The sequence below is a fragment of the Halorubrum sp. Atlit-8R genome (assembly GCF_003666025.1).
In the GTDB taxonomy this organism is placed as follows: Archaea; Halobacteriota; Halobacteria; order Halobacteriales; family Haloferacaceae; genus Halorubrum; species Halorubrum salinarum.
This window is the reverse complement of the sequence record NZ_QPLV01000004.1, coordinates 171,900-186,159: the sequence shown is the minus strand read 5'-3', so window position 1 is coordinate 186,159 and position 14,260 is coordinate 171,900. Positions and strand designations below refer to the sequence as shown.

10 protein-coding genes are annotated in these 14,260 nt (G+C 67.3%); 7 read left to right on the top strand and 3 right to left on the bottom strand.

The features are described 5' to 3' along the window. The first annotated feature begins 101 nt into the window (after nucleotides 1-101). The 6 genes from DVK05_RS11905 to DVK05_RS11880 all read left to right on the top strand — a co-directional run bounded on the left by DVK05_RS11905 (nucleotide 102) and on the right by DVK05_RS11880 (nucleotide 7,819). Nucleotides 102-2,924: a DNA-directed DNA polymerase gene (locus DVK05_RS11905; RefSeq protein WP_121563547.1), complete on the top strand. Its 2,823-nt coding sequence runs from the start codon at nucleotides 102-104 to the stop codon at nucleotides 2,922-2,924. Between the two features lie 145 nt (nucleotides 2,925-3,069). After that, a complete protein-coding gene (locus DVK05_RS11900) occupies nucleotides 3,070-3,990 on the top strand; it encodes an ABC transporter ATP-binding protein (RefSeq protein WP_121563546.1) in 921 nt (306 codons plus the stop codon). A 52-nt stretch (nucleotides 3,991-4,042) separates the two neighbouring features. After that, on the top strand, nucleotides 4,043-5,473 hold the full coding sequence (gene sufB, locus DVK05_RS11895) for a Fe-S cluster assembly protein SufB (protein WP_121563545.1): 1,431 nt from the start codon (nucleotides 4,043-4,045) through the stop codon (nucleotides 5,471-5,473). Between the two features lies 1 nt (nucleotide 5,474). Then, nucleotides 5,475-6,689 (top strand): Fe-S cluster assembly protein SufD, encoded by a 1,215-nt coding sequence (gene sufD / locus DVK05_RS11890; RefSeq protein WP_121563544.1) that lies wholly within the window; start codon nucleotides 5,475-5,477, stop codon nucleotides 6,687-6,689. Nucleotides 6,690-6,846: 157 nt separating this feature from the next. After that, nucleotides 6,847-7,332 carry a ferritin family protein gene (locus DVK05_RS11885; protein WP_121563795.1) on the top strand — a complete coding sequence of 162 codons (486 nt, stop codon included), beginning with the start codon at nucleotides 6,847-6,849 and terminating at the stop codon, nucleotides 7,330-7,332. 43 nt (nucleotides 7,333-7,375) lie between these two features. Then, nucleotides 7,376-7,819 (top strand): metal-dependent transcriptional regulator, encoded by a 444-nt coding sequence (locus DVK05_RS11880; RefSeq protein WP_121563543.1) that lies wholly within the window; start codon nucleotides 7,376-7,378, stop codon nucleotides 7,817-7,819. A 21-nt stretch (nucleotides 7,820-7,840) separates the two neighbouring features. Here DVK05_RS11880 and prf1 read toward each other — a convergent pair whose 3' ends face one another. Together prf1 and argS are read right to left on the bottom strand one after the other, a co-directional pair. Then, the gene (gene prf1, locus DVK05_RS11875) at nucleotides 7,841-9,091 is read right to left on the bottom strand and encodes a peptide chain release factor aRF-1 (protein ID WP_121563542.1); all 1,251 of its coding nucleotides are present in this window, start codon (nucleotides 9,089-9,091) and stop codon (nucleotides 7,841-7,843) included. Between the two features lie 323 nt (nucleotides 9,092-9,414). Continuing rightward, entirely contained in the window at nucleotides 9,415-11,223 is a 1,809-nt protein-coding gene (gene argS / locus DVK05_RS11870) for an arginine--tRNA ligase (RefSeq protein ID WP_121563541.1), read from the bottom strand. Between the two features lie 284 nt (nucleotides 11,224-11,507). Here argS and DVK05_RS11865 point away from each other — a divergent pair, with 284 nt between their 5' ends. Beyond that, entirely contained in the window at nucleotides 11,508-13,880 is a 2,373-nt protein-coding gene (locus tag DVK05_RS11865; RefSeq protein WP_121563540.1) for an amino acid permease, read from the top strand. Between the two features lie 37 nt (nucleotides 13,881-13,917). Here DVK05_RS11865 and DVK05_RS11860 read toward each other — a convergent pair whose 3' ends face one another. Beyond that, nucleotides 13,918-14,154 carry an HVO_0649 family zinc finger protein gene (locus DVK05_RS11860; RefSeq protein WP_121563539.1) on the bottom strand — a complete coding sequence of 79 codons (237 nt, stop codon included), beginning with the start codon at nucleotides 14,152-14,154 and terminating at the stop codon, nucleotides 13,918-13,920. Nucleotides 14,155-14,260 lie beyond the last annotated feature (106 nt).

The following is a 14,260-nucleotide window of genomic DNA, read 5'->3' as shown; positions in this document are numbered from 1 at the left end:
GACCGTGGTAAGTCATCACACATTATATGCCTTTCCGTGGCGGGATAGCTCGCCGCACCCGAAAGCCGAGTTTTTTAGCCGGGTGCCGCCGAAGGGCGGATATGACTCAGTCGGGGCTGTCGGACTTCTCGTCGACCGGGGATGCGGGCGACGGGGCCGACGGCGACACGGACACCGAACGGGAGGAGCTGGCCGCCCAGGAGGCGGCCGTCGTCGCCGGCGGCGGCCGCGGTCACGTCAGCGACGTGGTCGACGTCGACGAGGCGAAGTTCCCGGAGTCGACGGGGACCGTCGAGCTGATGATCACCCAGATCGACTACGCCGTCGAGGGGTACGGGAGCGACGAGTACCCGGTCGTCCACGTGTTCGGTCGGCGGCCGGCCGAGAACGTCGACGGGGAGGCCGAAGGCGTCGACGGCGACCCGGACCACGACGTCGTCGAACACCTCCGCGTGCTCGGCGTCGAGCCGTACTTCTACGTGCCCACCGCCGACCTCGACCGCGACCCCGTCGAGGAGTACGACGTGGTGATCGGGACCCGCGAGGAGAGCCCCGACGGCGAGCCCTTCGAGAGCATCCGCGGCGAGCCGCTCACCCGGATCGTCACCCGGACGCCCCGCGACGTGGGGAACATCCGGGACGACTTCGAGACGAGCTTCGAGGCAGACATCCTGTTCCCGAACCGTTTCCTGATCGACAACGGGATCAACGGCGGGATCCGCGTCGAGGAGCGGCGCCTCGACGACGGGGAGGGGACGATACAGGTCCACGAGGGCCACCTCGAACCCGCCGAGGTCGACGCCGACCTCCGCGTGAACACCTTCGACATCGAGGTCGACGACCGGCGCGGCTTCCCTGAGGACGGCGAGGAGCCGATCATCTGTCTCACCAGCCACGACTCCTACGACGACGAGTACGTCGTCTGGCTGTACGACGCGCCCGAGGCCGACATCCCGCCGCCGGCGGACCTCCCCGACTACGAGGGGATCGTCGGCGGCGACGGGGAGCTGGACTTCCGGGTCCGCACCTTCGAGGAGGAGGCCGCGATGCTCGACGCGTTCGTCGAGTACATCGACGAGACGGACCCGGACCTCCTGACCGGCTGGAACTTCGAGGACTTCGACGCGCCGTACGTCCTCGACCGGCTGGAGGTGCTCGACGAGGGGAGCCAGTACGACCTCGACGTCGACCGGCTCTCCCGGATCGGCGAGGTGTGGCGGTCCGGGTGGGGCGGCCCGGACGTGAAGGGACGGGTCGTCTTCGACCTGCTGTACGCCTACAAGCGCACGATGTTCACCGAGTTAGAGTCGTACCGGCTCGACGCGGTCGGCGAGCGCGAGCTCGGCGTCGGGAAGGAGCGCTACACGGGCGACATCGGCGACCTCTGGGAGCAGGACCCGGAGCGCCTGCTGGAGTACAGCATCCGCGACGTGGAGCTGTGCGTCGAGATCGACCGGAAGCAGGACGTGATCGCCTTCTGGGACGAGGTGCGGACCTTCGTCGGCTGTAAGATCGAGGACGCGCCGACGCCCGGCGACACGGTCGACATGTACGTCCTCCACAAGGCGTTCGGGAAGTTCGCGCTCCCGACGAAGGGCCAACAGGAGTCGGAGGAGTTCGAGGGCGGCGCCGTCTTCGACCCGATAACGGGCGTCAAGGAGATGGTGACGGTCCAGGACCTGAAGAGCCTCTACCCGATGTGTATGGTGACGATCAACGCCGGCCCGGAGACGAAGGTCGACCCCGACGAGTACGACGGCGAGACCTACGTCGCGCCCAACGGGACCCACTTCCGGAAGGAGCCGGACGGCATCATGCGCGAGATGGTCGACGAGCTGCTCTCCGAGCGCGAGGAGAAGAAGGCGCTCCGGAACGACCACGACCCCGGGACCGAGCCGTACGAGCAGTACGACCGCCAGCAGGGCGCCGTCAAGGTCATCATGAACTCCCTCTACGGCGTGACGGGCTGGGACCGGTTCCGTCTTTACGACAAAGAGGGCGCAGCAGCCGTCACAGCGACCGGTCGCGAAGTCATCGACTTTACCGAGGAGGCCGCAGAAGAGCTTAATTATCAGGTTGCTTATGGAGATACCGATTCGGTCATGTTATCTCTTTCTGACATGTCGAAGGAGGAGGCGATAGAGACCTCCTTCGAGATAGAGGACCACATCAACGAGCGCTACGACGACTTCGCGCGCGAGGAGCTCAACGCCGACGAACACCGCTTCCAGATCGAGTTCGAGAAGCTCTACCGGCGCTTCTTCCAGGCGGGCAAGAAGAAGCGGTACGCGGGCCACATCGTCTGGAAGGAGGGGAAAGACGTCGACGACATCGACATCACCGGCTTCGAGTACAAGCGCTCGGACATCGCCGGGATCACGAAGGAGGTCCAGCAGAACGTCATCGAGACCATCGTCACGGGCGACGACATCGACGACGACATGGAGGAGGTCAAGGAGTACCTCGTCGACGTCATCGCGCGGGTGCTCGACGGCGACGTGGACCTCGACGAGGTCGGGATCCCCGGCGGCATCGGCAAGAAGCTCGACGCCTACGACACGCCGACCGCGCAGGTCCGCGGCGCGAAGTACGCCAACCTCATGCTCGGGACGAACTTCGGCAGCGGGTCGAAGCCGAAGCGGCTCTACATCGAGAAGGTCCACCCGGACTTCTGGGCGCGGATGGAAGACGAGGAGGGGCTCGACCCCCAGCGGGACCACCTCTACGGGGAGTTCAAGCGCGACCCGGACGTGATCTGCTTCGAGTACGCCGACCAGGTCCCCGACGAGTTCGAGGTCGACTGGGAGAAGATGCTCGACAAGACCCTCAAGGGACCGATAGAGCGCGTGATAGAGGCGCTCGGCATGTCGTGGGAGGAGGTCAAGACGGGCCAAGAGCAGACGGGGCTCGGCTCGTTCATGTGACCGACGGCGAGGCGAAACGCCGGTCGTCGAAAGCACTTTTCGATCGGAAGAAAATTTCTTGGTGGATCTGCGATTTTTGAGGCGGAGATGCGTAACCGTTAACCCCCGCAACACCCACTGTTCGCACACGAGGCACGAGAACACAATGGCAACTCTCGAAATCAACGACCTTCGGGCACGAGTGGCCGAAGAGGGCGGTGAACGGATCCTTCGCGGCGTCGACCTGACCGTCGAGTCCGGGGACATCCACGCGCTGATGGGTCCCAACGGCTCGGGCAAGTCGACGCTGGCGAAGGTGATCGCCGGCCATCCGGCCTACGAGGTGACCGACGGGTCGGTCTCCCTCCACCTCGACGAGGACGACGTCGCCGACGTGGACGCCGACCTCGACGACGAGGATTACCACTGGGAGCTCCTGGAGCTGGAGCCGAACGAGCGCGCCGCGCTCGGCATCTTCCTCGGCTTCCAGTACCCCGCTGAGATCGAGGGCGTCACGATGACGAACTTCCTCCGCCAGGCCCTCAACGCGAAGGCCGACGAGCGCGAGGAGCTGTTCGAGGACGAGGACGAGGAGTCGGCCGAGGCCGACGAGGACGACGAGGGGTACGAGACCTCCCCGATGGAGGGGCCCGCGGACGACGGCGAGATCGGCGTCGCCGAGTTCCAGGAGATCCTCTCCGAGAAGATGGAGCTGCTCGACATGGACGAGAAGTTCATGCAGCGGTACCTCAACGCCGGCTTCTCCGGCGGCGAGAAGAAGCAGAACGAGGTCCTCCAGGCCGCGATGTTAGAGCCGTCGATCGCCGTGCTCGACGAGATCGACTCCGGGCTCGACATCGACCGCCTGAAGGACGTCTCGAAGGGGATCAACGCGCTCCGCGACGAGCAGGGCACGGGCATCCTCCAGATCACCCACTACCAGCGCATCCTCGACTACGTCGAGCCCGACCACGTCCACGTCATGCTCGACGGCGAAGTCGTCAAGAGCGGCGGCGCGGAGCTCGCCGAGAAGCTGGAGGACGAGGGGTACGACTGGGTCCGCGAGGACGCCTTCGAGGCGGCGTAACCGAATGCGGGCACGCGACACACGTAAACACGGGAATCCGTAACAATACACTATGAGTTCACAACAGGACGACCTCAAGGAGACAGACACCGAGGCCCGCTTTGAGTTCAAGAAGGAGGAGAAGTCCGCCTTCAAAAGCGAGAAGGGCCTCACCGAGGAGACGGTCCGCGTCATCTCGGAGGACAAGGACGAACCGGAGTGGATGTTAGAGCGCCGCCTGCGCGCGCTCGAGCAGTTCCAGGAGATGCCGATGCCGACCGACTGGCCCGGGCAGCCGGACCTCTCGGAGGTCGACATCGACGAGATCGTTCCCTACATCCGGCCGGACATCGAGACCCGCGGCGGCGCGGACAGCTGGGAGGACCTCCCGGAGGAGATCCAGGACACCTTCGACAAGCTGGGCATCCCGGAGGCCGAGAAGAACGCGCTCTCGGGCGTCGGCGCGCAGTACGAGTCCGAGATCGTCTACCAGAACATGCAGGAGCGGTGGGAGGAGAAGGGCGTCATCTTCTGTGACATGGACAAGGCCGTCCAGGAGCACGAGGAGATCGTCCGCGAGCACTTCATGACGAAGTGCGTCCCCCCGAGCGACAACAAGTTCGCGGCGCTTCACGGCGCCATCTGGTCCGGCGGCTCGTTCGTCTACGTCCCGGAGAACACCACCGTGGAGATGCCGGTCCAGGCGTACTTCCGGATGAACTCCGAGGGGATGGGCCAGTTCGAGCACACGCTCATCATCGCCGAGGAGGGCTCCGAGGTCCACTACATCGAAGGCTGTTCCGCCCCGAAGTACTCGGCGTTCAACCTCCACTCGGGCGGCGTGGAAGTGTTCGTCGGCGAGGACGCCCACGTCCAGTACTCGACCGTCCAGAACTGGTCGAAGAACACGTACAACCTGAACACGAAGCGCGCCATCGCCGAGAAGGGCGGGCGCATGGAGTGGATCTCCGGCTCGATGGGGTCGAAGGCGACGATGCTGTACCCGTCGACGATCCTGAAGGGCCGCGGCGCGTCCGACAACCACATCACCATCGCCTTCGCGGGCGAGGGCCAGGACATCGACACCGGCGCGAAGGTGTACCACAACGCGCCGAACACGAAGTCCACCGTCGAGTCGAAGTCGATCGCGAAGGACGGCGGCCGCACCAACTACCGCGGCCTCGTCCACATCGCGGACGGCGCGGAGAACTCCTCGACGGCCGTCGAGTGCGACGCGCTGATGTTCGACAACGAGTCGACCTCCGACACGATGCCGTACATGGAGATCAACGAGTCGAAGGTCGACGTCGCCCACGAGGCGACCGTCGGCAAGATCGGCGACGAGGACATCTTCTACCTCCAGTCGCGCGGTCTCGACGACGACGACGCCAAGCAGATGATCGTCTCGGGCTTCATCGAGCCGATCACGGAGGAGCTGCCGATCGAGTACGCCGTCGAGCTGAACCGGCTCGTCGAGCTGGAGATGGAGGGTTCGCTCGGATAACATGAGCACGAAGCAACTAGAGAGCCTCTCGGAGGAGACGGTACGACGCATCGCCGACGAACGCGACGAGCCCGAGTGGCTCTTGGAGACCCGGCTGAACGCGCTGTCCGCGCTGGAGACCGCGGAGCTGCCCGACGTCATCCAGACGCCGGGGCGCCGCTGGACCGACCTGGAGGCGCTGGACTTCGAGGCGCTCGTCGACCCGCTGAACCAGGCCGACGAGACCGAGCGGACCGCGGGCGACGACGAGGTCGTCGTCCTGCCGTTCACCGAGGCGCTCGCCGAGTACGGCGACGTGATCGAGGCGAACTTCGGCTCCGTCCTCGACCCCGAACACAACTACCTCACCGCGCTTTCGGTCGCGCTTTTCACCACCGGGACGTTCGTCTACGTCCCCGAGGGCGTCGACGTCGAGGACGTGACGGTGCGCGCGGAGATGAACTCCCGCTCGCTGTTCAGCCAGACGCTCGTCGTCGCCGAGGAGTCGTCGTCGGTGACGATCCTCGAGTCGATCGAGACCGGTGACGCCGAGGTCGACGACGACCGGTACTTCTCGAACCTCGTCGAGGTCGTCGCGGGCGAGAACGCGAACGTCCAGTTCGGCTCGCTCCAGAACCTCGACGCGGACGCGTACACCTACTCGCTGAAGCGCGGCGTGACGGACACCTACGCGACGATCGACTGGATCGAGAGCAACTTCGGCTCGAAGCTCACCCGGTCCGACATCGAGACCGACCTGAACGGCGACGGCTCCGAGAGCCAGATCGTCGGGACGTTCTTCGGCACGGACGACCAGCACTTCGACATCAACGCCCGCGTGTGGCACCAGGCCGAGCAGACGACCGCCGACCTGGTCACCCGCGGCGTGCTCGACGACGTCGCCCGCTCCGTCTACGAGGGCGTCCAGGACGTCGGCGAGGACGCGTGGAACACCTCCAGCTACCAGCGCGAGAACACGCTGATGCTGTCGGACGACGCCGAGGCGGACGCGTCGCCGAAGCTGATCATCCACAACCACGACACCGAGGCCTCCCACTCCGCGACGGTCGGGCAGGTCGACGCCGAGGACCTGTTCTACCTCGAGAGCCGCTCGATCGACTCGCGGACGGCCCGGAACATGCTCGTCGAGGGCTTCTTCGTGCCCGTCTTAGAGGAGATCGCGGTCGACGAGTTCCGCGACGACGTCGAGGAGCTCGTCTTCGAGCGCCTCCAGTAAGCGGTCGGCGCTCGCGGCCCGCCCGCCGAACGGATTTTTTTTTCGACGCCCGACACACCGACTGAGCGACCGGCGCGCGAGGGGAACCGCTTAAGACCGACGACGCCCGAGTCGGTGGTATGCGAACCCGCGTATCGCGCCGTCTCGGGTGGTCGCGGTGAGCGTGAGCCAGCGGGTCGCCTCCGACGACCAGCTCGCGCGACTGCTCCAGATCGGCATCGTGCTCGAGGAGGTCGTCGAAGCGCGAACGCACCGCCACTACCAGCAGCTGGACGCCGAGCTCGACGAGGAGGTGGAGACGCTGCTCGCGGACGCCGCCGAGGAGTCGGCCGACCACCGCGAGCGCTTGGAGGCGCTCGTCGAGGGGCTCGGCGTCGACAGCGTCCCGTTCGACGAGATCGAGTCGCTGGTCGACGCCCGCTACGGGCGGACGCGACCGGAGGACTTCGACGACGTGCTGTACGACCAGCTGTGCAACGAGGAGACGGCGTACAAGTTCTACGACGACCTCATCGAGGCGATCGAGGACTCCGACGCGGCGTTCTCGATCGACCGCGATGAGCTGATCGCGACCCTGACGGCGATCCGCGACGAGGAGGCCGAGGGAGTGCGCGAGGTCACGGAGGTCATGGAGCGCCGATGAACCGGGCAGACGAGTCGCCGACGAGCGCCGACGGAGGACAGCCGTGAACACCGCAGATCAGTACCTCAAGACGATATACGTCGTACAGGACGAAGATGACGGGCCCGCCTCGACCGGGTCGATCGCCGACGCGCTCGGCGTCAGCCCGGCCAGCGCCAACGAGATGATCGGCAAGCTCGAAGAGCGGGGGCTCGCCGAACACGAGAAGTACAAGGGCGTGCGCCTCACCGACGACGGCATCGTCCGCGCGCGGGACGCCCTCCAGACGTACTGTATCATCGAGCGCTTCCTCGCCAACGTCCTCGCGGTCGAGGACTTCCAGGCGGAGGCCCGCGAGCTCGAGGCGGTCATCGACGACACGGTGGCCGAGCGGCTCGACACGATCATCGACCGCCAGCCGGAGTGTCCGGACTGCTTCGACCCCGAGTCCGACGCCTGCGCGTGCCTGGAGGTCGCGGCGACGCCGGTGGAGCCGGAACAGCAGTAAGGACCGCCGCGGGGGACCGCTTTAGACGCCGGTGGAGTAGCGCAGGATGCCCGCGATGCCGCCGAACGCGTCGAGCAGCTGCTCGCCCTTCTCGAAGTCCGTCGAGATGAACCGCGTCTCGGTGCCGCGCTGCTCCGCGATGGCCATCAGGTGTTCGATGACGTCCTCGCGCTCCTCGACGGCCGCCTCGTCGCCGCACTCGCTGCACTCGTGGTCGGGCGTCGAGTGGCGGGCGTCGACGACCTCGTACTCCTCGTGGCCGTTCGGGCACTCGTAGACGACGACGTCCGAGCGGAGGTCCTCGGAGATGAGCAGGCGGTCGACCGACCCCATGATCAGGTTCCGGCGGGTCTGTTCGAACCCGTAGGTGGCCTCCTGCCCGGTGTTGAGCTTCTCGAAGAACTCCTCCATGTCGTTTTTGTCCTGGACGATCTCCTGGTCCGCGAGCGCCTCCTGGCCCGCGTCGACGAGGTCCTTCAGCCCGGACTCGTCGGTGTACGCGACGTCGAACTTGCCGAGGACCTTGTCCTGGAGCTCGTGGTGGAGGTAGTCGCCGTCGAGGAACTCGTCTTTCGTCGGCGAGGGGCCGCCGACGAGGATGCCGTCGAGCTCGTGGCGCCTGTCGACGAACAGGTCGTTGGCCATCCCCGCGACCTCCTGGTAGAAGTTGTCGATGGCCTCCAAGCGCAGGCGGGCGAACCGCTGTGCTGACTGACCCCCCTTCCGCTGTTTGCCGGGGACGAGCGAGGAGGCGGACTTGACAGGCTCGACGCGTTTCCCCTTCAGCCAGCCGACGTTCGCCTCGCGGCGGTCCAAGACGATGAGCCCGAACAGCCCGGAGTCTTCGAGCATGTGCTCGAGCGGCTCGGTGAGGAACTCCGAGTCGCAGTGGTACCGGAACGACTCGACGGGCTGGGGCGGCGACTCCAGCGTCCGGGTGACCATGTCGGTCTGTCCGCCGCCCGCGTCGATGGCGCCGGAGAAGATCACCAGCCCGTTCTCGGGCGGGAAGGTGTCGTAGTAGCGCAGTCGGTCCTTGATCGAGGTGAGCGCGTCCTGAACGGCGGTCCGGGTCTGCTTGGACTTGATGTTCGACGCCTCGCTGTGCTCCTGGGTAACGTGGGCCACCACGTCGGAGATCTGCCTGTCTTCGGGGATGTAGATGGTGACGAGCTGGGTGCCGGAGCCCTCGTAGTCTTTGAGTTCCTCGATGACCTTGCGGAACTCGTACTTCCGGCGGTCCTCGTTCGCCTCCTGTGCGTCGCTACTCATTGTCCGAGATACGGTCGCGTGCGTGTAAGTAAGCTTTGACCTCCCGGCCGGCGCGTCGAGACCGGGTCGCACGGGTCGCTAAGCGGGCGTTTACTTATAAATGGACTGCGGTGACGCGTGCCTGCGAGCGGCCGGAGGCCGCGAGACAGCACGCGCGAGGGAGTCGGTCGCCCGAGCGGAGCGACGGGCGGCCGACGAGGCTGGGGAGGTGTGAGGCGCAGAGCAGTGTTGTGTGGGGCGGGGCTCACGGCTGGGGCTTTGGACGTGTTTGCCGTCGATCTTCGGTCAGCACCCGAAGAAGGCCGAACTCGATAACACCGATCCTACATCGACTCCGGCGCCTCGACGCCCAGCACGTCGAGCGCGTTCGCCATCGTGTGCTTCGCGGCCGCGACGACGGCGACGCGGGCGTCGCGGAGCTCGTCGGTCTCGGCGGTCACGACCGGGCACTCGCGGTAGAAGGCGTTGTAGGCGTCGGCGAACTCGCGGGTGAACGTCGCGATCGTGTGCGGCTCCAAGTCGTCCGCTGCGGCCTCGATGACCGCGGGGAAGCGGGCGACCTCCCGGAGGAGCTCGCGAGCCGCCTCGGTCTCTAACGCCCTCGCGTCCACGTCGAGCGCGTCGGGATCGACCGCGCCGTCGGCGTCCGCGGTCACGCCCGGCACGTCGACGCCCTCGGCCGCTGCCTCGTCGAGGATGCCGGCGCAGCGCGCGTGGACGTACTGGACGAACGGGGCCGACTGCGCCTCGAAGTCGAGCGCGTCCTCCCACTCGAAGGTGATCGCCTTGGCGGGCTGCTTCGAGACGATGTCGTACCGCACGGCGCCGATCCCGACCTGGTGGGCGATGCGCTCGACGTCGTCGTCGGTGAGGTCGTCGCCGCGGATGCGGTCGTCCATCCGGGACTCGACGGCGTCGCGGGCGCGGTCGATGGCCTCGTCGAGGAGGTCGTCGAGCATCACGCCCGTCCCCTTCCGCGTCGACATCTTCCCGTCGGGGAGGTTGACGTACGAGTAGATGACGTGGCCGAGCCGGTCGGTGTCGTTGCCGAGCAGTTCGAGGGTCGCGTCGAGCTGGTCGGCCTGGAGCTTGTGGTCCTCGCCGAGGACGGTGACGGCGCGGTCGTAGTTGTCGAACTTCCACTCGTGGTGGGCCAGGTCGCGGGTCGTGTAGAGGCTCGTGTCGTCGGAGCGCAGGAACACGAGGTTCTTGTCGATCCCCCACTCGTCGAGCTCCAGCTGCCAGGCGTCCTCCTCGTAGACGGCGTGGTCGGTCTCCTTGAGCCGCGCGGCGACCTCGTCGGTCGAACCGTCGCGCATGAACCGCGTCTCCTTGACGAACTCGTCGAACTCGGCCGGCAGGCGGGCGAGACACTCCTTCATCCCGCCCAGCACGGTGTCGACGACCTCGCCGACGCGCTCGTAGGTCGCCTCGTCGCCGGCTTCGAGCCCCTGGAGGATCGCCTGGATCTCCTCCTCGGCGGCCTCGACCGCATCCGGGTCGGCCTCCTCTAAGAAGGCGTTCCCCTTCCGGTAGTAGCGCACGAGGTCGTACTCCGCGCGGTCGCGGGCGGGGTCGGCGTCGAGGTCGTCCTCGTCGAACCGCTCGTACGCCCACGTGAACACCGCCATCTGGCGGCCGGCGTCGTTGACGTAGTAGTGGCGGTCGACGTCGTAGCCCGCGTACTCCATGAGGTTCGCCACGGCGTCGCCGACGATGGGGTTGCGCGCGCGGCCGACGTGGACGGGACCGGTCGGGTTCGCGCTGGTGTGCTCGACGACGACCGAGGCGTCGCGGTCGGGGAGCGCGCCGTACGCCGGGTCGACGGCCGCCGCGTCGAGCGTGTCGGCGAGGTAGCGCTCGTTCGCGTGGAAGTTGACGTACGGCCCCGCGGTGTCGACGCGCCCGACGTAGTCCGCGTCCGCGATCGACACCGCCTCGGCGACCGTCGCCGCGACGTTCGGCGGCGCGTCGCCGACCTCGCCGGCGAGCCGGAACGCGACGCTGGAGGCGAGCGTCGCGTCCATGTCGTCCGGCGGGCGTTCGATGCCGAGGTCGTCGGTCGGGAGGTCGAGATCGGCGAGCGCGTCCGCGAGCGCCGCCTCGACCTCCGACCGGAGCTGCCTGAACATACCGTCCGTTCGACGGGCGGGTTAAAAGGCCCTTCCGAACCGTGCCGCGGACTCGAACGGGCGGAGGGCCCCTCGGGTCCGCCGCGGCGCGCGCCGCCGACCCGTTTTCGAATCGATAATTTCCGCTCCGACTGGACGGCTCATAGGCAAATCGTACCGGGAGATATTTTGTCTCCGGGGTTCAGACCAGGAGGTAACCATGTTCTACGGGGTAGCGACGAGACCACGACTCGACGCGATCGGTCGACGCGGACAACTGTTACGCGGGACGCTCCTTCGCACCGATGGTTGAGCACACCCGGACGCTGGACTTCAAGATCGCGTTCGCCATCGGCCTGGGGACGATGATCGCCGCCGGCATCTTCTCGCTCTCCGGCACCGCCGTCGCGGCGATCGGCTCCAGCGCCGTCATCGCGTTCGTCATCGCGGCCGTCATCGCCGGGATCACCGCCGCCGGGTACTCGGAGTTCGCCTCGATCTACTCCGAGAACGGCGGGGGGTACCTGTTCTCCTCGCGGACCTTCGAGAACGACACGCTCGTCTACGCCATCGGCGCGATGCTCTTCCTCGGCTACACCGGGACGACGGCGTTCTACCTCGCGACGATGGACGAGTGGTTCTTCAGGTTCGTGCTCCCGGAGGCGTTCCACGTCCTCCCGCACGGGACGACGGGGGTGCTCGCCGCGCTGCTCCTCGGGACGCTGAACGCCCGGGGGACCGAGGAGAGCGGGATGTTCCAGCTGTTCGTGACGGGGGCGAAGGTGGCCGTCCTGCTGGCGTTCATCGGCGGCGCCTTCTCGTTCCGCGGCCCGTCGACGGCGGTCGGCACCTTCGCGACGGGCTTCACGACGGACGTGGTGGGGATCGTGTCGATCGCCGCGCTGGCGTTCATCACATTCTTCGGTTTCTCCGCCATCGCCGCCAGCGCCGGCGAGATCATCGAGCCGAAGCGGACCGTCCCGCGCGCCATCGCCGCGTCGATCATCACCGTCACCGTCCTGTACGCGCTGGTGATCGTCGCGATGGTCAACTCGCCGGTCCCCGCGGAGGTCATCGCCCGCGAGGGCGAGACCGCGATGGGCGAGGTCGCAGCCGGCTTCCTCGGCCCCATCGGGCGGTCGCTCATCGTCGCCGGCGCCATCTTCAGCATGGTCAGCGCGTCGAACGCTTCGATCCTCGCCGCCAGCGGGATCGGCTCGCTGATGGGCCGCCAGGGACAGGCCCCCCGACCCTTCTCGCGGATTCACCCGGAGTACAACACCCCGTTCTGGAGCATCGCCACCGCGACCGGCACCATCGTCTTCCTGATCGTCACGTTCATCATGCTGTTCCCGGCGGAGGGCGGCGTCCTCCCGTTCCAGATCAGCGTCCCCCTGCCCGTGGTCGGCTCCCTCGCGATCACGGAGCTGGGACTGACGACGCTGACCGGGTTCGCGACGCTGAACCTCCTGTTGCCGCTCTCGATCGTCAACCTCGCGCTCATCTACTCGCGGCGGCGCTACCCGGACATCGAGCGCGGGTTCCGGGTGCCCGGAGTCCCCCTCGTCCCCATCGTCGGCGTCCTCGCGAACCTCGGGCTGATCTACAACCTCCCGCTGAAGGGCGTCCTCGTCGGCGTCGTCCTCGTCGGGGCGCTGCTGGTCGCGTACCTGTCGTGGGGCGGGGCGCCGGCCGTCGACGAGCTGTTCGAGAAGGTGGTCGAGCCGGAGCCGACCGCCGCCGAGGAGACGGGCGGCGGCGCGGACGCCGAGGCGAGCGACGATGACCGGTACCGGGTGCTCGTCGCGGTCGCCCGCCCGGACAGGGCGGCGCGATACATCAGGCTCGCCGACACCCTGGGGAAGCTCCGGCACGACACGCCCCACATCCACGTGCTGAACGTCACGCAGATCCCGGAGCAGACGCCGTCGGAGGTCGTCCGGGAGACCGCCGAGAGCCGCGTGACCCGGATCCAGGAGCTGCTCGCGGGCGAGGACCTCGACGCGGACTACACGGTCGAGGGCCACATCTGTCAGGACGTGGCGTTCGACATCCTCCAGACCGCCCGCGAGGGCGACGCCGACCAGATCCTGATGGGGTATCCCGAGGAGCACACCGACGTGGCCGAGACGATCGAGTACAAGGCGCCCTGCGGCGTGATGTTCGTGCGCGGGTTCACCGACGAGACGGACACCTCGGTCGTCAACGTCGGCGCGGGCGGCGGCCCGCACCACAAGGCGCTGCTGCCGATGGTCGAGCAGCTCGGGCGCGACGGCGCGGAGCTCCACGTGGTCAGCGTCAACCCCAACGGCGGCGGGGGGCGCGCGGAGTCGGCGGACGCGACCGTCGCCGGCCTCTCCGACGCCCCGGAGGTACAGATCCACAACGTCCAGGCGGCGACCGTCGCGGAGGGGTTAGTCGAGACGGCCGCCGCCAACGGCGGGATCCTCGTGATCGGCGCGACCCGGACCCGCAGGCTCAGGCGCTGGGTGTTCGGGAGCACGCCCGACCGCGTGATCGACCTCGCGGACGGGGCGGGCGTCCCGGTCATCGTCTACGCCGGCGACCGCGGCGTCCAGGGACCGATCGAGGACTACCTCTACCCCGTCTACCGCTCGCTGACCGGTCGGCAGCGGAGCGAGGCGCCCGCCGACGGGACGTCGACCGAGGGCAACTGACCGCGGCGGCGCGGACCCTCCGGGGACCGTCCCGGGGTCACTGTCGCTTTTCGACGTGTTCCAGGGCGGTCTCGCGGTCCGAAAGCTCCAGCGTGTGTTCCCGTTCCGCGCCACACTGTGGGCAGACGTGCGTGTACACGATATCCGCCCCGTCGGCCTCGGCGTCCCACGCGCCGTCTTCGTCCTCGAACCCGCACGCCGGGCAGACGAGTTCCTCGTGGTCGTAGTGCTCCTTGAGCCGTTCGAACGGGGAGCGGCTGCGATCCGACGCCATACGCGACGCTCTGTTTTCGAACCACAAAAAATTACCTCGCTTGAGTGCGGTATACGTATTTAAGTCGTTTCGAATCCGCGTTTCTCGAAACGATCCTCCGCCACGA